We start from the raw sequence: 21,319 nt of genomic DNA on the forward strand, positions 1-21,319 counted from the left end.
CATGCTTTCCCACACGGAGCTGGAGCAGTTCCGAACCCAGGGTTACGTAATCCGCCAGGTGCTGGATGCCGGTGAAGTTGCGCGTTACGTAGACGGTGTCGACGCGGCGCGGCGCGAGCGCGGCGAACGCGGGAAGATGATGAACCTGCAGTTCCTGCAGCCGGGCAAAGATGTCCGTGCGATCCAGGACATCATCTGCCATCCGACCATTTGCGCGATCGCCGCCGACCTGCTCGGCGAGGGCATCATCATCGACGGCGCTTCGCTGTTCTGCGCCGACGCCGGTGTCGATTACCGGCAAGGCTGGCACCGCGATCTGATGCAGGTGCCGGATGATCAAATCGACCCGCACTGGTTCAGCGACGACTACCACTACAACTACGTGCAGGCGAATATCTCGCTCACGCCCGATCCCTGTTTGTGGATCGTGCCCGGCAGTCATCGCCGCGCACTCAACGAAGCGGAGCAGCGCATCTTCGGCAACGACCTGCGCATCGCACCGGTGGATGCCGAGCCGTTGGAGGATGGCCTTCAGCTGGTGCTGCAGCCGGGGCAGGCGGTGTTCTACAACAACTACGCAGTGCATCGTGGTTACGCCGGTGTGCTGGCGGAGCGGCGCATCACCATCCATCTCGGTTTTCATTCCAGCCTGCGCGAGCCGACTTGCCATTTCGGCGTGCTCGATCATCGCGAGTACACCGCGGACTATCTGAGCAGCCTGGCCCCGAACGTGCGCGCCGCCCTGGAAGCGCATATCGCCGAGCGCGAGCGCTATCCGCAGGTCGACCAGTACCATGCCTGGCACCAGCAATTCATCAGCAAGGAATTCGTCATCAAATGAGCGGCGAGAGCGTAAAAGTCATTCGCTGGGGCATCATCGGTTGCGGCAACGTTACCGAGGTGAAGAGTGGCCCGGGCTTTCAGAAGGCGCCGCACTCCGCGCTGGTCGCGGTGATGCGCCGCGATGGCGAGAAGGCGCGTGACTATGCCCAGCGCCATGGCGTACCGAAGTGGTATGACGATGCGGCCGCCTTGATCGCCGATCCCGAGGTGGATGCGGTGTACGTCGCGACACCGCCGTCAACGCACAAGCACTACGCATTGATGAGCATCGCCGCGGGCAAGCCGGTGTATGTGGAAAAGCCGATGGCAATGGATCACGCCGAGTGCGAGGCCATCATTGGCGCCGGGCGCGAGGCAAACGTACCGGTGTTCGTCGCCTATTACCGCCGCATGCTGCCGCGCTTCCACAAGGTGCGCGAGCTGCTGTTCGAGGCGAAGGCCATTGGTACACCGAGGATCGTCAACACGGTGTTGTACGAACCGCACCACCCGCGCTATCACGACAGCAGCAACTTGCCATGGCATGTGCGCCCGGAGATTTCCGGTGGCGGCATCTTCATGGATATCGGCTGCCACACGTTGGATATCCTGGATTGGCTGTTCGGTCCCATCGTCTCCGTGAGCGGTCACGCCAGCAATCAACTCAAGGCCTATCCGCCGGAAGACACCGTCGCCATGTCGTTCGCCTTCGGCAACGGCATCCTCGGCACGGGGTTGTGGAATTTCGACAGCTTCAAGCATCACGACTGCATCGAAGTGATCGGCGATCACGGTCGCATCGCCTTCGCCACCTTTGGTGACGGTCCCATCCGCGTCGAGAACGCGGAGGGTGTGAAGGAGTTCCGTATCGACAATCCGGCACACATCCAGCAGCCGCTGATCGAAACCATCGTGGCTGAACTCGCCGGGCAGGCCGGGGCCTGCCCATCCAACGCCGAGACCGGCGCGCGCACCAGCTGGGTGATGGATCAGGTGCTGCGCGATTACCGCCGCATGACCGGCCAGACTAACGGCCGTTGACGCTTTGCACCCTCTCCCCCCATCCCTATTCAGTTGGGGGGAGAGAGGGTTGGGGGGAGGGGCGGGTGCTCGCGAAAGCCCTGCCGTTGAGGAATGCGAGCGGAACCCGCACCGGCCATCACCTCGCAAAATCGATACCGATCTTGCCGAAGTGCTTGCCTTCGACCAGGTATTCGAAGGCCTCGTGCAATTGGCCGAAGCCGAAGCTGCGATCGATCACCGGCTCCAGGCCAGTCGCCTCGACGGCCCGCACCATGCGCTCGTGCTCTTCCAGCGAAGCCACCGAGATGCCCTGCAAGTGCACGCGCTTGAGGATCGCCTTGGTCAGCGACAAGGGCGCATCGATGCCGCTGATGAATCCGATCAAGCCGATGAATCCGTGCATGCCTACCGCTTCGAGCGATTGCGCGAGGGTGGCTGCGCCGGCGTTTTCGATCACCGCATCGACGCCGATGCCGCCGTTGGCTTCGCGCACGGCGTTGCCCCATGCGGGCTGTTTCGCATAGTTGATACCGACGTCCGCACCGAGCGCCTTGGCGCGTTCGAGTTTTTCGTCGCTGGACGAAACCATGATCACCTTCGCGCCGCGCAGCTTGGCGAACTGCAACGCGAACAGCGCGACGCCTCCGGTGCCAATCACCAGCACGCTCTGTCCGGTCGTAATCCGTGCCATCTCCAAGGCCTGCCAGGCCGTCAGTGCCGCGATCGGCAAGCTGGCGGCCTGCAGGCTGGAGAGATGCTTGGGCGCATGGGCCAGCGAGTAGGCGTCGAAGCAAGCCAGCTCGCGCATGGCGCCATCGTAGGGGCCGCCAAGATCGGCGCCTTCCCATTCCGGCCTGACGTTTCCAGCGAGCCAGCGCGATTTGTAGAACGTGGTGACGCGGTCGCCCGGCTTGAAGCGGGTGACGCCGGGGCCGACCTCCAGCACCGTGCCGGCACCGTCGGAGACCGGCACGATCGGCAGATTCACGCCGCGGTAGAGCTGGCCGCTGACCAGCAGATGGTCGCGATAGTTGAGCGAGGCGGCTTCCATCTTCACCAGCACCTCGCCCGGGCCCGGGCGGGGCGCGGGCAAGTCGACGAGCTGCAGGTGTTCCAGGCCAAAAGCGGGGAGTTGATAGGCGCGCATGACGATGCTCCGTGTTGGGAATGGCGGCATGGTCGGCCTAACTGGCTTCGGTGATAATTCATCGAATTGGCATATCTTTAATTCACTCTATGAACAAATCATTCGAGCTGACGCCGACCCGCCTGCGGGAACTGCGCGGTTTCACCGTGGCGGCCCGGCGGCTGAATTTTTCGCAGGCGGCGCGCGAGGCTGGCTGTACGCCGTCGGTGTTGAGCCGGCGCATCGCCGCGCTGGAAAGCGCGTTGGGCGCCAAGTTGTTTCTGCGCACGACACGGCGGATGAGCCTGACGGCGCGCGGCGAACAATTGCTGACGCATTGCCTGCGCCTGGAAGGCGTGATTTCCGAGCTGGCGACCGAGCTGCGTCCGCGTGGCGACGAGCCGTCCGGGCGCCTTTGCCTGCACTTGCCGGCGGCTTACGGGCGTCATTGCATCGCACCGCTGCTGGCGTCCTTCATGCAGCGTCATCCAAAGATTCGGGTGGAAGCGGTCTACGATGACGCCTATGTCGACCTGGTCGAGGCGAAGATCGACCTGGCGCTTCGCGTGGGCCGGCTTGCCGACACGCAACTAGTGGCGCGCCGGGTGGGCATCATGCGGCGCTACCTATGCGCTGCGCCCGGGTATCTGGCATCCGCGCCGGCCCTGGCCGACCCGGCCGACTTGAAGGCACATCGCTGCATCGCTTTCAGCGGCTTGCGCACCGGCACCTTATGGCAGTTCAGCCAGCAGCGTCGGCGCCGTTCGGTGCGTATCGATCCGGTATTGACCAGCAACGACTCGCAGGCCGTGCGTGATGCCGCGCTGGCCGGCGTCGGCATCGCGATCCAGGGCGACTATATGGCCGATGTCCTGGTCGCCAACGGCCGTCTGATCGAAGTATTGCCGGACTGGCAACTGGCCAGTTCGCCGATTCATTTGGTGTGGCTGCCCGGTGCGGATCGCACGCCGGCCTTGCGGCGGCTGATCGACTATCTGGTCGAAGCGCTGGCCGCGGATTGAGGGCGGAGCAGGCGATGGTCGTGCGCCCCATGGAACGCTGCGTTTGCCTGGAGGCATCGTGCTATCCGAAGTCCAGGGGATGATGGGTGCTAGAATCCGCCGGCCGGGTCTCCCGGCAAACTCATAGCGTCTTCAGGGCGGGGCGAAACTCCCCACCGGCGGTAGGTTGAAAGGGTGACCTGACAACGAGCCCGCGAGCGCCTTCGCAAGTATGGCGAAGGGTCAGCAGATCCGGTCCGATGCCGGAGCCGACGGTTGGAAGCTGGCAGCAGTTTCCAGAAAGTCCGGATAAGAGAAGACGGTACCGCGCTCGCCCTTATCGGCGTGCGCGTGCCATGCGCCTTGGGGCGTTTTTCGCTGGCTTCCAACGCGGGAAACGTTTCATGTCCGACCAGAGTCATAGTCATCCCAACGCCTCCATGCAGGAGGTGCACTGATGTTCACCGGCATCATTCAGAGCGTAGGCCGCATCGCGCGGCTGGAACCGCGTGGCGGCGACGTGCGCCTGCATGTCGATACGGCCGATCTCGATCTCTCCGACGCGCAGCTGGGCGATAGCATTGCCGTCTCCGGTGTGTGCCTGACCGCCGTAACGCTAGAGTCGCGTGGCTTCAGCGCGGATGTCTCCAACGAGACGCTCTCGCTCACCACGCTGGGCAAGTTGAAAGCCGGCGATCCGGTGAATCTGGAAAAAGCGCTGCGCCTCGCCGACCGTTTGGGTGGCCATCTCGTCTCCGGCCATGTCGATGGCGTGGGCAAGGTGGTGTCCATCACGCCGGACGGCCGTTCATTGCGCTGGGTGTTTGAAGTGCCCGCGCAACTCGCGCGCTACATCGCCGCCAAGGGCTCGATCTGCATCGACGGCACCAGCCTCACCGTCAACGAGGTCTCCGGCAACCGCTTCGGCGTCAACCTGATTCCGCACACCGTCGAACACACCGCCTTCCATGCGCGCCGCGCGGGCGATGCGGTGAATATCGAGGTGGACGTGGTGGCGCGTTATATCGAGCGGCTGATCGGCAGCGGTGAAGCGCCCCGTATCGACGAGGCGTTCCTCAAGCAGCACGGCTTCGCCTAATGACTCCCTCCCTTGCGTGAAGCAGGGTTGGGGTGGGGTCAAGCCCCTCACGTGAATCGTGAAGCTTGACTCAAGGGCTTACCCCCTCCCAGCCTCCCCTGTGAGCAGGGGGAGGGGCAAAACGAACATTACTCCGAGATCCCATACATGGCTTTCAACACCATCCCCGAAATTCTCGAAGACATCCGCGCCGGCCGCATGGTCGTCTTTCTCGACGATGAAGATCGCGAGAACGAAGGCGATCTGATCATGGCTGCGCAGATGGTGCGGCCGGAAGACATCAACTTCATGGTGCGCGAAGCACGCGGCCTGGTGTGCCTTACGCTCACCGAACAGCGCACGCGCCAGCTCGGCCTGCGTCCGATGGTCAGCGACAACACCTCGCCGTATCAAACCAACTTCACCGTCTCGATCGAAGCGGCCGAAGGCGTCACCACCGGTATCTCTGCGCATGATCGTGCGCGCACCATCCAGGTGGCGGTGAAGTCGGATGCGAAGCCGCAGGATCTGTCGCAGCCGGGGCATATCTTCCCGCTCACCGCGCAGCCGGGTGGTGTGCTGACGCGTGCCGGGCATACCGAAGCCGGTTGCGATCTCGCCGCGCTCGCGGGGTTGGAGCCGTCCGCCGTGCTGATCGAAATTCTGCATGAAGACGGCTCGATGGCGCGTCGTCCCGAGCTGGAAGTGTTCGCGCGGAAGCATGGTTTGAAGATCGGCACGATCGCGGACCTGATTCGCTATCGCCTGGAAACCGAAAAGACCGTGCAGCGGGTGCACGAAGAACAGGTCGAAACCGAGTTCGGTTCGTTCCGGCTGGTCGCTTACCGCGATGCGATTCACCACGGCCTGCACTTCGCTCTGGTCCGCGGTAAGGTCAACGACGGCGAGCCCGTGTTGTCGCGCGTGCATGTGCGCAACACCTTGTCGGACGTGCTGCATCTTCAGCGCGATGATCTCGGTCTCACCGTGACGTCGGCCTTGCGTCGCATCGCCGACGAAGACCGCGGTGTGCTGCTGGTGTTGTCTGGCGAAGACACGCCCGATGCCTTGCTGCGCCGCCTGAATCGTCAGCCGACGACGCAGGCGCCAGAAGAGGTGCAACAGCAGGAGTGGCGCCAGCTGGGTCTGGGCGCGCAGATGCTGGCCGACCTCGGCGTGCATCGGCTGCGCGTGCTGGGCACGCCGCGCAAGCTGGTGGGCCTCGCCGGCTTCGGCCTGGAAGTGGTCGAGCACGTGTGAGTACGCATGGGTTGGGGCTTGCATACGCTCGTCCCAACCTGCCGCGCAGCGCCTGACGCTCGCCATGCGCAGGCCATCTTGCCGACGGCATACTGCCGGCTTCCCTCAACGACCCAGCGCCATGACCTCGACGACCATCCGCCTGATCGCCCCTTCCGGTTACCCCCATGATCGCCCCGCGATGGCGCGCGGCGTGGCGCGTTTGCGCGCTGCGGGTTGTGAGCTGGACGGTCTGGACGTGCTGGATCGCGCAGACCTGCGCTACGCCGGAGCCGATCCCGAACGGGTGGCCGATATCAACGCGCTGGCCACGGCCGACGTGCTGCCGGACATCGCGCTGATGATCCGGGGCGGCTATGGCGCCACCCGCTTGCTCGAACACCTCCACTACGACGCGCTGCGCGAACGCCTCGGCGACGGCGGAGCCTTGCTGGTCGGCCACAGCGACTTCACCGCACTCCAGCTGGCGCTTTACGCGCGCAGCGGGCTCACCACCTTCGGCGGACCCATGCTGGGGCCGGATTTCGGTGCGGCCGAACCCAGTGCCTTCACCTGGCAGCACTTCTGGCAGACGCTGACCTCGCCGCAGGCGAGCGGAAGCTGGAGCGCGCCGGGCGATGCCGAGCTGGACGTGGAAGGCCCGCTATGGGGCGGCAATCTCGCGGTGCTGTGTAGCCTGATCGGCACGCCGTATTTCCCCGCGATCGATGGCGGCATCCTGTACGTCGAAGACATCGGCGAGCCACCGTTCCGCATCGAGCGTCTGCTCTACCAGCTGCACCTTTCCGGCGTGCTGGATCGCCAGCGCGCCCTGGTGCTGGGCGACTTCAGCCAGTGCCGCCCCAGCGCCTACGACAACGGTTACGACCTCGACGCCGGTTTCGCCCAGATCAGCCGCGTGACGCGGGTGCCGGTGGTCCACGGCCTGCCCTGGGGGCACGAGCCAGACAAACTGACCCTGCCGTTCGGCGCTCCAGCACGGCTGCGCGTGGCGGCGGGGCAGGCGACGCTGTCGTTCGGCGGCTATCCGCACCTGCCGGAGGGCGCTTCGCGGCCCGATCCGGGCAGGCTTCCCGAAATCCCGTAAAATACGCGGCTCACATGGGCCCGCGGTCCACCAGGAACACATTGACCATGAAGATCATCGAAGGCGATTTCGCCACGCCCAAGGGCCGTTTTGCCATCGTCGCTGGCCGTTTCAACGGCTTCGTCGTGGAGCCGCTGGTGGCCGGTGCGCGCGACGCGCTGGTGCGCCATGGTGTGAAAGACGACGACATCGAGCTGATCCGCGTGCCCGGTGCCTGGGAAATCGCGCTGGCCGCGCACAAGCTGGCCAACTCCGGCAAGTACGCTGCGGTGATCGGGCTGGGCGCGGTGATCCGTGGTTCCACCCCGCACTTCGACTACGTGGCCGGCGAATGCGCCAAGGGCCTGGCCCAGGCGGCGTACAGTTCCGGCGTGCCGGTGGCGTTCGGCGTGCTGACCACCGACAACATCGAGCAGGCCATCGAGCGCTCCGGCACCAAGGCCGGCAACAAGGGCGCCGACGCTGCCATCGCTGCGCTCGAGATGGTCAACCTGTACGGAAAGCTGTGATGAGCCAGCGTCCCGAAGGCATCGATCTCGCCGCCCGCTCCCGCGCCCGCCGTCGCGCTCTGCAGGCGCTGTACGCGTGGCAACTCAGCGGCAGCCACATGAACGCGGTGATCGATCAGTTCCGCCACGAGCAGGACATGGAAGTGGCCGACCTCGAATACTTCGAGGATCTGCTGCACGGCGTGGAGCGCAACATCGACGCCATCGACGACAGCCTCAAGCCCTATGTGGACCGCGAGGTCGGGCAGATCGATCCGATCGAGCGCGCCGCGCTGCGCATCGCGGCGTACGAATTGAAGTACCGCCCGGATGTGCCGTACCGCGTGATCATCAACGAGGCCATCGAGGTCACCAAGCGCTTCGGCGCCGACCATGGCCACAGCTACGTCAACGGCGTGCTGGACAAGCTCGCCGGTGCGTTGCGCGCGACGGAGAAGAGGGGCTGATGTCGATGCAGGTGCCGGTGCTCGAAACCGAGCGCCTCGTGCTGCGCGCACATCGCATCGACGACTACGACACCTGCCTTGCGATCTGGTCGGACCCCGAAGTCACGCGCTACATCGGCGGCGTTCCCTTCACCAGCGAGCAAGTGTGGGATCGCATGCTGCGTTATGCCGGTATGTGGGGCCTGCTTGGCTACGGTTATTGGGCCGTTGAGGAAAAAGACAGCGGCCGTTACATCGGCGATATCGGCCATGCCGATCTGAAGCGCGATATCGCCCCTTCGCTGCAAGGCATGCTGGAGTTTGGCTGGGCGCTGGCGCCCCACGCTCACGGCAAGGGCTATACGGGCGAAGCCGTGGCTGCGGTTACGGCGTGGGGGCAGGAGAACTTCAGCCACCTGCGCGCTGTGTGCATTATCTCGCCCGAGAACGTGCCGTCGATTCGCGTGGCGGAGAAGGCGGGCTTCCGCGAGTGGCAGCGCACCGTATATCACGGCAAGCCGACCATCGTGTTTGCTCGCTGATAGGGCTCGCGGAAGCTAGTAGGGCAGGCTGTCACAAGGGCTTACCCCTCCCCAACCCTCCCCTGCAAGCAAGGGAGGGAGCAGGACGTCGCGAGCTCTTAGCTCCTCCCCTTGCTTGCAGGGGGAGGCTGGGAGGGGGTAAGCCCTTGCGAACACCTCACCCAAGCTCCGGCGGGGGCATCGCCACCAAAGACATCACTTCGCCGGACAGTCCATGCGCTGCGTATCTGCGATGCCAGCGATCAACCAACGCCCTTCGCGCTTCACCAGATGGGCAATATCGGTGCCGCAGTGATCGACCTTGCCGTCGATCAGGAACTCGTAAGGCGTCCAGATCACAGCGATATCGTCGTCGATCCGCACCAGCGGGTCATGGATGCGTTCCAGCAGCTGCTGTGAACCAGTCACGGGGATGTGGTCGATGAACGTGTCGAAATGCAGCTGCGTGATCTTGTCGCCGCGCTTGAGCGTGGCCATGCCACCTGGCAGCAGGTTGTCGCGCATCAGGTTGTGGTCGCGCTTGGCAATAGCGTCGAGCACCGACTGGAACGGAGCGAGCACGGCCTGTTCTTCAACGGCTCGTTCTTCCGGGGTGCTGGCGCGAGCGGATGCCAAGGGTGCCAGCGCGAGCATCGCGATAAAGGCCAGCGCGGCGAAGGGAGCGAGCGTGGATGACAGCTGGATACGCATGTGCAAAGCCTTTCGAAAGGGCGGTCAGCGGAGTCTAGCGAGGCAGCAACCGGGCGACTGCATGACCATTTGCCTAGATGCCAGCTTGCACTGTCCCTGCGCAGATGGTCTGCTTTGCGCTGTTTAGCAGCTGCCGATGCCCATGGAATTCCGCCTGATCGACCGCATTCGCGAACGTACCGCGCAAGGCCGCGACGACGTGCGCCTGGGCATTGGCGACGATGCCGCACTGCTCGCCGTGCCGGAAGGGCAGGAGCTGGCGGTGACGATCGACACGCTGGTCGAAGGCGTGCATTTCCCCCGCGATACCGCGCCGGCCGATATCGGCTGGAAGTCGCTGGCGGTGAATCTCTCTGACCTTGCCGCGATGGGCGCGAGCCCGGCCTGGGCCTTGCTCGCGCTGACCCTGCCCAAAGCGCAATCCGCCGACGCGATTCAGGCTTTCATCGATGGCTTCGCCGAAGGCTTTGCGCAACTCGCACAGCCGCATCGTCTGGCTCTGGTGGGGGGCGACACGACCAGCGGGCCGTTGACCATCAGCGTGGCGGTGCACGGCTTCGTGCCACCGGGCAAGGCGCTCACGCGTGCCGGCGCGAAGGTCGGCGATGTCGTGCTTGTCACCGGCACGCTGGGCGATGCGGCCGCTGGTTTGTATCTGCTGCAGCACGGCGGGCGTGTCGAGGCAGGCGATGCACCGCGCGACTATTTAGTGGGTCGATTGAATCGCCCGACGCCACGACTGGCCGCCGGTGTTGCGTTGCGCGATCGTGCGAATGCGTGCCTGGACATATCCGATGGCCTGCTGGCCGATCTCGGCCACATCTGTGAGGAGAGCAGCGTCGGCGCCGAGATCGATAGCGTGCTGTTGCCGCGTTCTTCCGCGCTGCTTGGCTTGTTCGACGAAACCAGCACGCGCGATTTTGCCCTGAGTGGTGGCGACGACTACGAGTTGTGCTTCACCGTACCTTCGACGCGGGTGGCCGATGTGCAGGCCGACCTGGCGCGTCTCGGTTGTGGCGCTACGCGCATCGGTCGCATTGTCGAAGGCAGCGGTGTGCGCGTACGCGAGGCGGATGGTTCCTGGCTGGAACCAGCGCGGCAAGGCTGGGATCATTTCGCGGCATGAGCGACAAGAAAACCCTCACTGATGCGCAGCGCCGCGTGCTTATCTCGAGTCCGGCCGGCTGGCTTGCCTGCGGCTTCGGCTCGGGCCTTGCACCCATAGCGCAAGGCACTTTCGGATCGCTTGCCGCGCTGCTGCCATGGCTGTTGCTTCGCCATCTATCGATGCCGCTGTACTTGCTCGTGATCGTGCTTGGTTTCGCGATCGGCGTGTGGGCGTGCGACGTCGCGGGCCGTGCGCTGGGCGTGGACGACCACCGCAGCATCGTCTGGGACGAATTCATCGGGCAATGGATTGCGCTTGCCCCGGCTCTGCTGGCGCCATGGTGGGCAGTGCTCGCCGGCTTCGCGCTGTTTCGCCTGTTCGACGTGTGGAAGCCCTGGCCCATCGGCTGGCTCGATCGTCGGTTGAAGGGGGGGCTCGGCGTGATGATGGACGACGTCGTGGCCGGGCTGTTCGCCGCCGTCGTGTTGGGTGTGCTCGCACAAATTCGCTAAAACTCCAGTGTCACCGTCACGTCATCCACATAGTCGCCAGCCGAAACGTTCTGCAACGCACCGACACTGCCGAAAGCATTTGCAGTGTCGCTATCGGAGGTATCCAGGACGAGTAGTGAGGTCTGCCCGCTGCCATCGCCCCAAATCCTGGTTCGAGTCCAATCCGTAAAGAGCTGGTAATGCAGCAGATCGTCGCCTCCGACTTTCTTCATGGCGCGTGACACGAAGTCGGGCATGTTGGCGCTTGGCGATACGGACAATTGAACCACCATGGGGGTATCGCAATGGATGGTGATGCCTAGCGTTCCCAGCAGTACAGCACTTTGACCCGCCGTGTACGTGCCGAAGTAAAAGTCATTGATGATCATGTGGCATGCGTCGGCGTTCGGTACCGCCGGGGCGCTGCGCGACGCGGCATGCCGCGCCGCAGGCATGCTGTCGATGGGGTGAGGGGAGGGCGGCAGGGTGAACTGTGCTTGCGCGGCGCCGCAGGCTGCTGTGCCTAGCAAGAGCATCAGGCTTGCCGGCTTCAGCCATCTATTCACAGATCACCTCGCCTGCCTGCCAAATGGGCGGCGCATGCGCCGGTATGCTCAGATGCGCGTTGCACCGGGTATCGATACCGTCGACATCGATGCGGTACATGCCTTCCGTGACTTGTTCCAGTTCGAAGAAGCCGCGGTCGCCGGTGCGCGACTCGACGACCGCACCTGAAGGTGTCGTCACCTTGATGGTGTGATTGTCGATAGGGGCCGCCCCGAGCGAGGGCGAAAAACGCAGCATGCCCGTTACGGCGGCGATCTTCGGAAGGACGAAGTGAAGCAGTAGCCCAGCGCCATCAGGTGGTACGACCTCCATACTGGGCGACACGAGATCGACGTCCAGCGGCAGGTCCTCCTCCTTCACCGAAAGTCGCGTGCCCGCATAGGGCGCCAATTGGGGGATGAGCAGCGTGCCCTGGCTGTCTGTTTTTCCGACCAGTGTGCTGGAGCGATAGACGCCGACGCCCGGATAGCCCACCGACACGACCGCGAACGCATTGTCGACGGTCGGTGTTGCATAGACGCGGCCGCCGACCATGGCGAGCGATCCGGCCATGCTGAATCGCTGGGCATGGCGCTCGTCGCCGCCGGCCTCCACTTGCCGCGCACCCACGCTCATATCCATCCACGATGTGCGCCATTCCAGATCGACGTCGCGGTCGTTCAAGCCTTCCTGATGACTTGCGTAGAGGCGGTAGCCGAACCCACCGGACACCGGTGGATCCGAGGAGGCTTGCGCGTAGATTTGCGGGTCGCTGCCAGTGGTCCGCCGATAACCGGTGTTGACATGGCCGCGTTGGCCGAACGCATAAATGATCGATGCCATGAAGCCGCGGAGGCGGGTGCCTGCGCCATGGGTCGACAGGCCGCTGAGCTGGAACAAGCCGCGTCCTGGCAGGCCGGTGGACCAGGAGGCTGAGGCGCTATGCAGCACGCTGCCATCGAACCTGCGCAGTTCGGCCAAGTTGATCGACACGTTGCCTAACCGGCCCAGCGCTTGTGAGAGCCCTATCGTGTAGCTGTCGCGTGCACGCAAGTCGGGCAGCACGCTTTCGATACCGCTGCCGGGCAGCGGGTCGTCAAAGCCTCGCTGGCTATGTCGCCATTGAAAGCGCCAGAGCGTTCGCGGCCACTGCGTGCTGTAGTTGAGTTCGCTGGCGCGACGGTGCAGGCCGTGATGGTCGCGCCACGCGTTGATCAGGGTGACCGTGCCGAGTGGCCCCAGGCCAATCGTGGTCAGCGGCGTGACGCGACGGTCACCTGGGACAGCGCTGGCATGGAGACCCACGGTCCAGTTATCGGTCACGCCATAGAGGTAGGACAGGGCGCCGGCGTAGTCGGCGTAGTCGCCGCTGCCTATGCGTTGACGCAGTGCGCCCAGGCCGATGTCGAAGGTATCGAGGCCCGCTTTCAGGAGGTTGTTGGCGAAGTAGAACGGAACGCGATACAGCTGTTCGCCACCGGTGGCATCGCGAAGCACCACCTGGATGGTGCGCAGGCCGCCGTAATTCTGCAGATTCTGAAAACTGAAAGGCCCGGGCGTGACGCGGGTTTCGCCGATCAATACGCCATCCATGTAGATCTGGGCGACTGACGGAGCCTGCGCGACGCCGGCGACGGTTGCGGTAGGCGTGGTGATCTCCCCGGGCTGCAAGCTGTAGGTGCGTTGCAGGCGCAGCCCGGCGAACGGGATGGCTATCCCCAGATCTCCGGTGTCCAGCACGCTGTCGCCGACGCTGAAACGCAGCGCATCGCTGGGCCAGTCGCGGAACGCGGTCGTCCGAAGGCGTGTCTGATGAAAGCCTTCTGGGCTGTCCTGCAGCACATGATCGTCGAACAGGGACCACCCGCCGACACGTACGTGAGGCGAAAGCCATGCCGACTGGTAGACGGCGTTTTGCGAACGCGTCTGGCTGTAGCTGTAATTGAGGAAGCCCGAGAAATAGGGTGTGGGGGTGATGGGCCGTACATTGCTGCGGGTCAGTTCGATCGCCTGCGACTTCAGCAGCGTGCCGGGCACCAGCAGATGCAAGGCCAGGCGATCGAAATCGGCCTTTGCCTCCACTCTCGGGATGTTCTGCGGCAGGAAATAGTTCCTGCCCTTGAATGGATGCATTGGCGCGGGAGGGGTTGCATCGGCTTGAAACCCCAGGCGCGCAAACGTGGCTTCCGACAGGTAAACGTGTTCGCCGTCGGTAAGCGCATCGGCTTCGAACGGTTTGTCGTGATTGACGTCGATCGTCCACATCACTTCGGTGAGCGCGTGCCGGACGTTCGTCGATGGAGGTGTTTCCTGGGCGATCACCGGCGGCATCGTCGCGAGCGCCGCGACCATGCACCAGGCCAACCCGCTGCGGCGCATCCACGGGTGTGGACGATCCGTCCGAAACATCAAGCACATGCTCCTTCCCAACCCGCGCTGGATGGCGCGGATCGGCTCCCGATGCGGCGAGGTCAGCTCCTGCCGCAGGTTTCCCTGGGCACTTTCACAGGTATGTCGGTGGGCTTGCCGTTGTCGGTCGCCAAGCGCAGTGTGAAGTGGTCTTGCTGGCACAGCGCCGTGGGCACCGCCACGCGATAAACGTGGGAGCTGCCGGCAAGCAGGTACCACTCATCCAGCTTGCTCTGCGACGGGCCTTCTGGAACGGATGTCACGGAGGTCAGGCGCGCATGCGCCGAACCCGTGTTGGATACCTTGACGTCCACGGCGCCGTTCGAACCGCCGACCACGAGGCCTTCAAGATGCGGCGAGGCTTTGGGTTGATGCACGAATACCGGCAGTCCGAAGCGCAGGCGTACGGCTATGTGTTCGGCCGCCGGCTTGTCACTGGCACGGGGCGGCGGCAGTTCCGTGATGTACAGCCGGTACGCTTGCTCGGTGGCTGGGCGATCGCTTTTGCCGGTGGGTGCAATGCGCACGGTGCGCTTTCCTTGCGGAGGAAGGGTCAGCCGCGCGGGGTAGATGCTCAAGGCATCCGTGTCGTCATGCTGATCTTTGCCGTTGGCGCCCTGCGTCCATGTCTGTGCCTGGATCTGCAGATCCAATGGTTTGTCGGACGGATTGCTCACCTCGATGCTGGCCGAGCGGTTGGCTGCAAAATCGAGATGCACCGGCGCTACGGAAAAATTCACGGCTCCTGCCGCACTCGAAAACAAGATCAGGCCGAGTGCAAGGCTTCCATACATGGTTGTGCGCATGAGGCGACTCCTTGGCCGCTTACGGTTCGAGGGTAACGGTTAGCGTGTCTTCGTAATCGCCCACGGAGGCAGCCTGGGCGTGGTCTTTTTCGATGGTGGCTTTGACCACGGCCGTTTGGCTGGGCGTAGGGCCGAGGCCAATACCCGATGTCGGCGTGATGGTGACCGAATACGGAATCTTTTCCACGCCAGTCGTCCGCTTCATGGCGGGTTGGCCAGGACCACCGGCATGGAGGCCATCATCCAGGGCAAGCGTGTAGGAGAGGCCGTTGGAGCACCAATACTGGACGTTTGCAGTGGCCTCATGAGATGTGACATCACCGGTTTCGAGGGTGCCGAAATCGACATCGTCCGCGCTGGTAATGACGCAACTGCCGCGCACGCTGGCGCGAACGGCGATGCTGCTGGTATCCGCCATGGTCGTGACAGAAGTCACAAGAAGAAGCGCAAGAAAAACACTACGTGCCGAGAGAACATTCATGGAGGCCCCTTTTTGGAAAGCAGTAAACCAGAAACCAGTCTCAATACGGTGCGTAAGATAAGCGGAGAGATATAACCATTGGCAGGCGCATAGTAGCCTCAGCTTTGGCTAATTTGCCAAGCTGTTTATATCTTTACAACGCAGGGTGCAAGCAGATGCATTTGGGCTGCATCTGTTTCGACGTTTTGTACACGCCAATGGGCCGCACACCAAAAACTATGTCTAGTGCTTCGCACGACACCAAGAGCAAGAACAGCGAGTTGCTCCGGATGAGGTCGCCTACATCCGCTTGGACCGTCGGCGTCCAAGCATGATATGGATGGCTAATAACACGGGCATCGCCAGGCCTGTAGCCCAGTGCGCTACGGCGCTGATCCCTCGCCAATGGTCGTCGGTGAGGTAGTAGAGCAGGTAGCCGGTGGCGGATAGCCAGACCAGCAACGCAACGGAAAATCCGCCGGAGAGGCGCTGGCGGCGGGTGCGCCAGCCCGCGACGATGTGGACGCCCCAGACGAGGCCGAAGCTCCATAACGTGGCGAACGCCATCGCGGCGTGCAGGCGCAACCACCATGGTTCCAGCGGGTGCGGGGTGTCGCCGAATTCGCCTTTGCGCATCAAGGCGTAGTGGAACAGCAGCCAGAGCACGCCGCTGAGCCATAGCGTCCAGCCGATGGCGTACACCATATGACGGCGACGGCGAGACAGCCGGAGTGGTGTCCGGTGGCCGACGACGTTGTGCGGATGGGAATGCGCGGTCATGCCGAGGCACCGATGGATGTCCAATGGCCGGATGCATCCTGCAGATAAGCCACGGCATCGAAATGCTGGAGGACGTCGGCACTGCGCATGCCCATCGCCATGACGATCTTGGTCAATGCGTCGGCGTGCATGCAGTGCTCGGCGACGACGGTGACGCTCTGGCTCAGTCCGATCCCTGCGCGGTGTTGTCCGTCGATGTGCGGTCCCACGCCGGCGCCGGAGAAAGCGCGTCCGCTGCTGGTCGCTACGGAGGCTTCGCCTAGTTCGAGTATGGGGTGATGCGATGGTGCTGATTCGTCGGTGGCTATGGCGATGAGGTGTGGCCCTTCGCCCAATGTGCGCAGGTCGCCGCCGGCGTTGACGCAGGCGTGTTCGATGCCGTGTGCACGCAAGGCATCGATGGCGCGGTCGACGGCATAGCCTTTGGCGATACCACCGAGGTCGATCCACAGCGGGCGTTGCAGACGCACACCGTTATCGGCATCGATATCGATGTCCCGCCAGCTGGCTCCCGTGGCGGGGAGCTGGCTGCTGCGCGGTGTGGGAAGCAGGCCCCACGCCACCAGCTGCTCTGCGACGGTGACGTCGAAGGTGCCATCGCTCAGTTCGGAGAGTCGCAAGGCTTCGTGCAAGACCTCGGCCGTCTGCGCATCAACGATCACGCGCTCGCCGGACTGCGCGGCATGCAGGCGGGACAAGTCGCTGCCGGCGTCGTGGAAACTCATCAGCGAATGCACACGTTCGACCGCCGCGAACGCCGCATCGATCGCCCGATGCGCGCGCGTTTCGTCGGCGCCTTCGACGCGAACGCTGACGGTGGTGCCGAGCAGCGGGCGCGCGCGTTCAATGGTTTGAGTGGGCGAGCACAAGGTCGTAGGTCGTGAGTAGACGCTTGACGCCGTCGGTGATGTGCCGGCTCGACAGTGTGGCGCCGGAGATGCTCTTGATGTCGTTGCCGAGCTTGAGCGGCGCATCCTTGGTCTTGCCGGTGAATTGCGCGCGCCAGGCTTCGTTGCGCACCTGGTCGCCGTAGGTTTCCCGATATTCAAGAATCTCTACCGCTTTCACCGCGCCTTGGGCATCGATGGCGAGCGCGAAGGGAATGTATTCGTGCTTGCCCACCACCTGGTCGGCGATGAACCAGCCGCCGGTGGAAACACGCCACACCTTGAGAGTCGGCGAGAGCACGTTGACGTCGCTGGCTTTCTCGATCGCCTTCATCTGCTCGGGTGTCAGGGTGACGAAATCCGGGGTGAAGCTGGCACCCGGAAACATCACCGCCTGCGCCTGTTCGACGCTGAGATATACCGTAGCCTGCACCGGTGCGCTTATCACCAGTGCATAGGCGGGAATCAGCAGGAATCGTGATTTCATAGGATCGCCTCAGAAGTACCAGCCGGCTTTGATGCGCAGGCGATACTTTTCGAAATCGTTGTCGAAGGTGCGATGGCCGATAATCGCGCCGGGCACTGAATCCGAATGCGACGTAGCCCAGGGCATCTGCTCAAGGAAGGTCGCGGTAACAAAGAACTGCTTGCCGCCGTAATGGATCACTGGGCCAAAGAAGTAGCCGTTGTTCGATTCCTTTCTGAAGTTGTAGCTGTTGTATTCGTGCTCGTTGACGAGCTCGAAGCCAGCCGACCAATTCGGTGCGAAGCGATACGACGCGGCGATATTCGCGTTGATGTCAGTTTCTTCCTGCCATTTCTTGCGGGTCGGGTCGCCATCGACCTGGTCGTAGCGCCACTCCGGCGCGTAGGTGAAGTTGAACGCCGTCACCAGGCGATCATCCAGAAAGTTCTTCTGCAGAATCAGCTTGGTTTCCAGCTCGCGAAAGGCTGGGCCCACCGTGGGTTCGACGTACACGGCAACGCCTAGCGGATCGGTGTACGGGCTCCACAGGCGGTAGATGGCCTCGCCCGAAAAACCGACAAAGCGCTTGGCGTTGTAGTGGTCATCCGGGCCGGGCTTGTCATAGGACAGCGGCTCCGGCGGGGTGGTCTCGCCGAACGGGCCGTTGTGATAGGCGCGGGCCCACACATAGTTAGCGTAGAACGCCACCTGGAGCTTGTCGGTCACGCCATATTCGAACTCGGTCCGGCCGTCGATCTGATCGAAATGGCCGCCCACTTTCTGTCGTCGCCAGGTGGCCCATTGCTCGACCTCTTTCGCGCCTTTGGGCAGCAGGTCGGTGGTGTAGACGTAGCCGAACTGGCTCTCCTCAGCCTTGGCGCTGGGTTGAAAGCTCAACCCAAGGGTGGCGGCGAGCGCAAAAAGGATGGGCAAGCCGCGCGAGCGGCGAGCGGAGGCACGCGACATAAAGCTCCCTGAGTGGTGCGAATAACAGGGTGCAATTATGAGTGATAGTGATTCGCATCTGCAATTCACGCGATTAAAATCGCAACATATTGCGAATCACTACCTCTGGCGGGTTCGCCTCAGGCAGTTTGTTCGGCCAGTTGCTTCAAGGCGTTCAATACGTCGGGGAAATCGGCCGTGACCATCGGCCCGAACATATCCGCGGCCGGGCCGGTGATCTCGGTGCTGTAGGTGACCCGGGTGCGCCCGGATGCGAGCGGCACGATGCGGTGGGCGACCAGCACGCGGGTACCGTCGATGATGGTTTCATCGACGAAGACTTCGTACGCGGCGACTTCGATCAGGGTGCTGGTGAAAGCATCTTCGCCTGGGGGCTTCATGGTGAAGGTGGTGCCTTCGGCGAAAGGCCCATGCATATGGATCTCTTCAATGCCGGCGTTCCAGCGCTTCCATCCGGGCACGTCCGATAACAGCGCCCAGACGCGGGTGGGCGAGGCGCTGGTTTCCATGCTGTGTTCGTGAGTCCACATCGTCGGCTTCCTTGAAATAGTGGCTGACGGCTAGGCAGCCGGGCGGGCCGTATCGTGTGGGCCATCGGAGCACCGGTCAAGCCGAAGGGCATGGACGCTGACGCCGTGCTCTTGGCATGCTGGCTCATTCCCTGATTGGAGCCCTCCCCATGCAATACCGTCGCCTTGGCAAAAGTGGCCTGCAACTTTCCGCATTGTCGTTCGGCGCCTGGGTCACGTTCGGGCAGCAGGTAGGGCGTAGCTTGGCGCGCGACCTATTGGCGTTGGCGCATGATCGCGGCGTCAATTTCTTCGACAACGCCGAGACCTATAACCACGGTGTGGCCGAGACGCTGATGGGCGACGTGCTGGCCGATCTGCGCTTTCCGCGCGACAGCTACTGTGTGTCCAGCAAGGTGTTTTTCGGCGCGCGGAACAACCCGCTGCCGACCCAGCGCGGCCTGTCGCGCAAGCACGTGATCGAAGCTTGCCACCAGGCGCTGCAACGCCTGCGCGTAGAGCATCTGGACCTGTATTTCTGCCACCGCGCCGATCCGGACACGCCGATCGAAGAGACCGTAGCCGCCATGGATACCCTCGTGCGCCAGGGCAAGGTGCTGTACTGGGGCACCAGCGAATGGTCGGCGGAAGAGATTCGCGAGGCGCACCGCGCTGCGCGCGAGAACCATATGGTCGCGCCGGTGATGGAGCAGCCGGAGTACAACCTGCTGCACCGCGAACGTGTAGAAGAGGAATACGCCTCGCTGTACCGCGACTTCGGCATGGGCACCACCATCTGGTCGCCGCTCGCGTCCGGCCTGCTCACGGGCAAGTACAACGACGGCATCCCGGGCGATGCGCGCCTGGCGCAGCCGGGCTACGAGTGGTTGCGCAAGGCGAAGCTGGAGCGGGGCGACGAGCGCATCGCCAAGGTGCGCCGATTGCAGCCGATCGCCGAAGAACTCGGGGTGACGCAGGCACAACTGGCCATCGCCTGGTGTCTGGCGAATCCGCATGTGTCCACGGTGATGTTGGGAGCGAGCAGGTTGGAGCAGTTGGAGCACAACCTGACGGCGCTGGATGTGTTGCCGAAGCTGGACGAGACAGTGTTGTCGAAGATCAAGCAAGCGGTAGCGTGACCGCTTCTAGCTCCTCCCTTGCTTGCGACGCGAAGCTAGTCCCGTGGGGCAGGGGAGGGGGTGTGCCGTCGCCGCGTGTGTCCCTTACTCCACTCCCGTCCTGGGAAGCGTCAACCAAGGCTGTTGACACTTAAATGAGAATGATTATCATCAACTTCGCCCTTTGACAGATCGCGGAGTTGCTCATGTCGATGTCCACGCTTTCCCTGCCTCAGCCGGCCGAACTGCTGTCTCGCCCGCTCAGCCTGCTACGCCTGAAGCCGGCATCTGCGCCGGCCGTCACCACACGGCGCATTTCCAGTCAGGTGCTGTTGGAAGGTGAGCGCGAACTGGTGATTACGCACCAAGGTAGCGAGTACCACCTGCGCCTCACCCGCAACGGCAAGCTGATCCTCACCAAGTAAGCGAGGGTGGGGACGCCCACTCTCCAAACACCACAGGCCTATCGCCAGCGCATTCCCTCCTTGCCGCCAGCCGGGTCTCCTTGTCAGGAGAATGACCATGTTCGGTTGGTTCGCCCATGCCCTTGCGGCAGTTTGTCCGCAGTTCCACACCCACACCGGCAACACACATTGGCTGCATGTCCGCCCGGACACGTTGGCGTCGTGTCTTCCGTTGCTTGGCAGCGTGCTCTACCTGCCCATGCATGCGGATGGCGATGCGATGGAGCATCCGGCGCACGGCTGGCTCGTGGATCAAGCAGAGCTGATGCCTTTGCTGCGCACGCGTTGGCTGGCGACTCATTGCGTCATCGGCGCCGAAGGGCCGCGCGAATGGGTCGAATGCATCGATGCGGAAGGGCGCCTGCGCGCACGTCTGCATCTGCTTCCCGATACCGACTATCTCGCCTGGGATGTACTGCTAACCGCCGGCACCCCGCAGGCCAGCCCTGTATTTCGGCGTGTGCTGAGGCCGTTTCGTCCGGCGTGTGCTCGCCTGGTGAATTTCCGTCATCAGCGACTGGGTGGGTTGCATGTTCTCGGCAGCAGGGGCGCGCGCCGCCTCTCCAGCCTGGGGCAGGGCATTGCGCGCGAAGTGGCCCGAGCCGATGCGCTTGAGTTGGCCGGGGGGGCATGACCACGGCTAGGGATGCTCTGATCTATTCAACGTAGGCGTCACCGCTGTGTCAGCTCGCCTGCGGCCCGGGCGACGGCGAAGGCAGACTGGCTGTCTGTCGAGGCGGCGCCCG

General features: G+C 63.5%; 25 protein-coding genes and 1 riboswitch. Of the genes, 14 read left to right on the forward strand and 11 right to left on the reverse strand.

All coding sequences use genetic code 11. The features are described from left to right. The first annotated feature begins 1 nt into the window (after position 1). Both OUZ45_RS10750 and OUZ45_RS10755 read left to right on the forward strand, forming a co-directional pair. A complete protein-coding gene (locus OUZ45_RS10750; protein ID WP_266170045.1) occupies positions 2-841 on the forward strand; it encodes a phytanoyl-CoA dioxygenase family protein in 840 nt (279 codons plus the stop codon). Continuing rightward, a complete protein-coding gene (locus OUZ45_RS10755) occupies positions 838-1,863 on the forward strand; it encodes a Gfo/Idh/MocA family protein (protein WP_266170047.1) in 1,026 nt (341 codons plus the stop codon). The genes OUZ45_RS10750 and OUZ45_RS10755 overlap by 4 nt, the downstream gene beginning before the upstream one ends. 118 nt (positions 1,864-1,981) lie before the next feature. On the opposite strand, the gene OUZ45_RS10760 is transcribed toward OUZ45_RS10755, so the two are convergent. Then, the gene (locus tag OUZ45_RS10760) at positions 1,982-2,992 is read right to left on the reverse strand and encodes a zinc-dependent alcohol dehydrogenase family protein (RefSeq protein WP_266170049.1); all 1,011 of its coding nucleotides are present in this window, start codon (positions 2,990-2,992) and stop codon (positions 1,982-1,984) included. A gap of 89 nt (positions 2,993-3,081) precedes the next feature. Here OUZ45_RS10760 and OUZ45_RS10765 point away from each other — a divergent pair, with 89 nt between their 5' ends. The 7 genes from OUZ45_RS10765 to OUZ45_RS10795 all read left to right on the forward strand — a co-directional run bounded on the left by OUZ45_RS10765 (position 3,082) and on the right by OUZ45_RS10795 (position 8,873). Further along, the gene (locus OUZ45_RS10765; RefSeq protein WP_266170051.1) at positions 3,082-3,993 is read left to right on the forward strand and encodes a LysR family transcriptional regulator; all 912 of its coding nucleotides are present in this window, start codon (positions 3,082-3,084) and stop codon (positions 3,991-3,993) included. 124 nt (positions 3,994-4,117) lie between these two features. Next, positions 4,118-4,297: riboswitch (FMN riboswitch) on the forward strand. Between the two features lie 132 nt (positions 4,298-4,429). Beyond that, the gene (locus OUZ45_RS10770; protein WP_266170052.1) at positions 4,430-5,071 is read left to right on the forward strand and encodes a riboflavin synthase; all 642 of its coding nucleotides are present in this window, start codon (positions 4,430-4,432) and stop codon (positions 5,069-5,071) included. Positions 5,072-5,218: 147 nt separating this feature from the next. Next, positions 5,219-6,310, forward strand: a complete 1,092-nt coding sequence (gene ribBA, locus OUZ45_RS10775) for a bifunctional 3,4-dihydroxy-2-butanone-4-phosphate synthase/GTP cyclohydrolase II (protein ID WP_266170053.1) — start codon at positions 5,219-5,221, stop codon at positions 6,308-6,310. A 121-nt stretch (positions 6,311-6,431) separates the two neighbouring features. Further along, on the forward strand, positions 6,432-7,397 hold the full coding sequence (gene ldcA, locus OUZ45_RS10780) for a muramoyltetrapeptide carboxypeptidase (protein WP_266170054.1): 966 nt from the start codon (positions 6,432-6,434) through the stop codon (positions 7,395-7,397). A 47-nt stretch (positions 7,398-7,444) separates the two neighbouring features. Next, positions 7,445-7,906, forward strand: a complete 462-nt coding sequence (gene ribH / locus OUZ45_RS10785) for a 6,7-dimethyl-8-ribityllumazine synthase (RefSeq protein WP_266170055.1) — start codon at positions 7,445-7,447, stop codon at positions 7,904-7,906. Further along, positions 7,906-8,352, forward strand: a complete 447-nt coding sequence (gene nusB / locus OUZ45_RS10790; protein ID WP_266170056.1) for a transcription antitermination factor NusB — start codon at positions 7,906-7,908, stop codon at positions 8,350-8,352. The genes ribH and nusB overlap by 1 nt, the downstream gene beginning before the upstream one ends. Continuing rightward, on the forward strand, positions 8,352-8,873 hold the full coding sequence (locus OUZ45_RS10795; protein ID WP_266170057.1) for a GNAT family N-acetyltransferase: 522 nt from the start codon (positions 8,352-8,354) through the stop codon (positions 8,871-8,873). Before nusB ends, OUZ45_RS10795 begins: the two co-directional genes overlap by 1 nt. A gap of 195 nt (positions 8,874-9,068) precedes the next feature. Here the strand turns inward: OUZ45_RS10795 and OUZ45_RS10800 are convergent, their stop codons facing one another. Continuing rightward, entirely contained in the window at positions 9,069-9,563 is a 495-nt protein-coding gene (locus tag OUZ45_RS10800) for a nuclear transport factor 2 family protein (RefSeq protein ID WP_266170058.1), read from the reverse strand. A 142-nt stretch (positions 9,564-9,705) separates the two neighbouring features. On the opposite strand from OUZ45_RS10800, the gene thiL reads away from it, so the two are divergent. Both thiL and OUZ45_RS10810 read left to right on the forward strand, forming a co-directional pair. Beyond that, the gene (gene thiL / locus OUZ45_RS10805; protein ID WP_266170082.1) at positions 9,706-10,689 is read left to right on the forward strand and encodes a thiamine-phosphate kinase; all 984 of its coding nucleotides are present in this window, start codon (positions 9,706-9,708) and stop codon (positions 10,687-10,689) included. After that, positions 10,686-11,183, forward strand: coding sequence for a phosphatidylglycerophosphatase A family protein (locus tag OUZ45_RS10810; protein ID WP_266170059.1), 498 nt, complete (start codon positions 10,686-10,688; stop codon positions 11,181-11,183). Before thiL ends, OUZ45_RS10810 begins: the two co-directional genes overlap by 4 nt. On the opposite strand, the gene OUZ45_RS10815 is transcribed toward OUZ45_RS10810, so the two are convergent. The 9 genes from OUZ45_RS10815 to OUZ45_RS10855 form a co-directional block, all read right to left on the reverse strand. After that, entirely contained in the window at positions 11,180-11,728 is a 549-nt protein-coding gene (locus OUZ45_RS10815) for a Csu type fimbrial protein (protein WP_266170060.1), read from the reverse strand. The genes OUZ45_RS10810 and OUZ45_RS10815 overlap by 4 nt on opposite strands. After that, complete coding sequence (locus tag OUZ45_RS10820) at positions 11,721-14,117, reverse strand: fimbria/pilus outer membrane usher protein (RefSeq protein ID WP_266170061.1); 2,397 nt, start codon at positions 14,115-14,117, stop codon at positions 11,721-11,723. The genes OUZ45_RS10815 and OUZ45_RS10820 overlap by 8 nt, the downstream gene beginning before the upstream one ends. A gap of 62 nt (positions 14,118-14,179) precedes the next feature. After that, on the reverse strand, positions 14,180-14,923 hold the full coding sequence (locus tag OUZ45_RS10825) for a fimbrial biogenesis chaperone (RefSeq protein ID WP_266170062.1): 744 nt from the start codon (positions 14,921-14,923) through the stop codon (positions 14,180-14,182). Positions 14,924-14,942: 19 nt separating this feature from the next. Next, complete coding sequence (locus tag OUZ45_RS10830) at positions 14,943-15,404, reverse strand: Csu type fimbrial protein (protein WP_266170063.1); 462 nt, start codon at positions 15,402-15,404, stop codon at positions 14,943-14,945. A 279-nt stretch (positions 15,405-15,683) separates the two neighbouring features. Then, positions 15,684-16,163 (reverse strand): hypothetical protein, encoded by a 480-nt coding sequence (locus OUZ45_RS10835; RefSeq protein WP_266170064.1) that lies wholly within the window; start codon positions 16,161-16,163, stop codon positions 15,684-15,686. Beyond that, a complete protein-coding gene (locus OUZ45_RS10840; protein ID WP_266170065.1) occupies positions 16,160-17,032 on the reverse strand; it encodes an FAD:protein FMN transferase in 873 nt (290 codons plus the stop codon). The genes OUZ45_RS10835 and OUZ45_RS10840 overlap by 4 nt, the downstream gene beginning before the upstream one ends. Then, a complete protein-coding gene (locus OUZ45_RS10845; protein WP_266170066.1) occupies positions 17,007-17,537 on the reverse strand; it encodes an FMN-binding protein in 531 nt (176 codons plus the stop codon). Before OUZ45_RS10845 ends, OUZ45_RS10840 begins: the two co-directional genes overlap by 26 nt. A 9-nt stretch (positions 17,538-17,546) precedes the next feature. Further along, on the reverse strand, positions 17,547-18,482 hold the full coding sequence (locus tag OUZ45_RS10850) for a DUF6662 family protein (RefSeq protein WP_266170068.1): 936 nt from the start codon (positions 18,480-18,482) through the stop codon (positions 17,547-17,549). A gap of 119 nt (positions 18,483-18,601) precedes the next feature. Further along, complete coding sequence (locus tag OUZ45_RS10855) at positions 18,602-19,012, reverse strand: SRPBCC family protein (RefSeq protein WP_266170069.1); 411 nt, start codon at positions 19,010-19,012, stop codon at positions 18,602-18,604. A 149-nt stretch (positions 19,013-19,161) separates the two neighbouring features. Between OUZ45_RS10855 and OUZ45_RS10860 the strand changes: the two genes are divergently transcribed. The 3 genes from OUZ45_RS10860 to OUZ45_RS10870 all read left to right on the forward strand — a co-directional run bounded on the left by OUZ45_RS10860 (position 19,162) and on the right by OUZ45_RS10870 (position 21,207). After that, on the forward strand, positions 19,162-20,130 hold the full coding sequence (locus OUZ45_RS10860) for a potassium channel beta subunit family protein (protein WP_266170070.1): 969 nt from the start codon (positions 19,162-19,164) through the stop codon (positions 20,128-20,130). A gap of 185 nt (positions 20,131-20,315) precedes the next feature. Beyond that, positions 20,316-20,534 (forward strand): hemin uptake protein HemP, encoded by a 219-nt coding sequence (hemP, locus tag OUZ45_RS10865; RefSeq protein WP_266170071.1) that lies wholly within the window; start codon positions 20,316-20,318, stop codon positions 20,532-20,534. 97 nt (positions 20,535-20,631) lie between these two features. Next, positions 20,632-21,207: a hypothetical protein gene (locus OUZ45_RS10870; RefSeq protein ID WP_266170072.1), complete on the forward strand. Its 576-nt coding sequence runs from the start codon at positions 20,632-20,634 to the stop codon at positions 21,205-21,207. Positions 21,208-21,319: the final 112 nt, after the last annotated feature.

The organism is Dyella subtropica (genome assembly GCF_026283965.1).
In the GTDB taxonomy this organism is placed as follows: Bacteria; Pseudomonadota; Gammaproteobacteria; order Xanthomonadales; family Rhodanobacteraceae; genus Dyella_D; species Dyella_D subtropica.

Coding starts and splice junctions, on each gene's coding strand:
- OUZ45_RS10830 (WP_266170063.1), bottom strand. CDS start 15,404: ATGAATGTTCTCTCGGCACGTAGTGTTTTTCTTGCGCTTCTTCTTGTG.
- OUZ45_RS10795 (WP_266170057.1), top strand. CDS start 8,352: ATGTCGATGCAGGTGCCGGTGCTCGAAACCGAGCGCCTCGTGCTGCGC.
- OUZ45_RS10765 (WP_266170051.1), top strand. CDS start 3,082: ATGAACAAATCATTCGAGCTGACGCCGACCCGCCTGCGGGAACTGCGC.
- OUZ45_RS10755 (WP_266170047.1), top strand. CDS start 838: ATGAGCGGCGAGAGCGTAAAAGTCATTCGCTGGGGCATCATCGGTTGC.
- OUZ45_RS10810 (WP_266170059.1), top strand. CDS start 10,686: ATGAGCGACAAGAAAACCCTCACTGATGCGCAGCGCCGCGTGCTTATC.
- OUZ45_RS10855 (WP_266170069.1), bottom strand. CDS start 19,012: ATGTGGACTCACGAACACAGCATGGAAACCAGCGCCTCGCCCACCCGC.
- thiL (WP_266170082.1), top strand. CDS start 9,706: ATGGAATTCCGCCTGATCGACCGCATTCGCGAACGTACCGCGCAAGGC.
- OUZ45_RS10820 (WP_266170061.1), bottom strand. CDS start 14,117: ATGTTTCGGACGGATCGTCCACACCCGTGGATGCGCCGCAGCGGGTTG.
- ldcA (WP_266170054.1), top strand. CDS start 6,432: ATGACCTCGACGACCATCCGCCTGATCGCCCCTTCCGGTTACCCCCAT.
- OUZ45_RS10835 (WP_266170064.1), bottom strand. CDS start 16,163: ATGACCGCGCATTCCCATCCGCACAACGTCGTCGGCCACCGGACACCA.
- hemP (WP_266170071.1), top strand. CDS start 20,316: ATGTCGATGTCCACGCTTTCCCTGCCTCAGCCGGCCGAACTGCTGTCT.
- nusB (WP_266170056.1), top strand. CDS start 7,906: ATGAGCCAGCGTCCCGAAGGCATCGATCTCGCCGCCCGCTCCCGCGCC.
- OUZ45_RS10860 (WP_266170070.1), top strand. CDS start 19,162: ATGCAATACCGTCGCCTTGGCAAAAGTGGCCTGCAACTTTCCGCATTG.
- OUZ45_RS10760 (WP_266170049.1), bottom strand. CDS start 2,992: ATGCGCGCCTATCAACTCCCCGCTTTTGGCCTGGAACACCTGCAGCTC.
- ribBA (WP_266170053.1), top strand. CDS start 5,219: ATGGCTTTCAACACCATCCCCGAAATTCTCGAAGACATCCGCGCCGGC.
- OUZ45_RS10770 (WP_266170052.1), top strand. CDS start 4,430: ATGTTCACCGGCATCATTCAGAGCGTAGGCCGCATCGCGCGGCTGGAA.
- OUZ45_RS10825 (WP_266170062.1), bottom strand. CDS start 14,923: ATGCGCACAACCATGTATGGAAGCCTTGCACTCGGCCTGATCTTGTTT.
- OUZ45_RS10845 (WP_266170066.1), bottom strand. CDS start 17,537: ATGAAATCACGATTCCTGCTGATTCCCGCCTATGCACTGGTGATAAGC.
- OUZ45_RS10850 (WP_266170068.1), bottom strand. CDS start 18,482: ATGTCGCGTGCCTCCGCTCGCCGCTCGCGCGGCTTGCCCATCCTTTTT.
- OUZ45_RS10750 (WP_266170045.1), top strand. CDS start 2: ATGCTTTCCCACACGGAGCTGGAGCAGTTCCGAACCCAGGGTTACGTA.
- ribH (WP_266170055.1), top strand. CDS start 7,445: ATGAAGATCATCGAAGGCGATTTCGCCACGCCCAAGGGCCGTTTTGCC.
- OUZ45_RS10800 (WP_266170058.1), bottom strand. CDS start 9,563: ATGCGTATCCAGCTGTCATCCACGCTCGCTCCCTTCGCCGCGCTGGCC.
- OUZ45_RS10870 (WP_266170072.1), top strand. CDS start 20,632: ATGTTCGGTTGGTTCGCCCATGCCCTTGCGGCAGTTTGTCCGCAGTTC.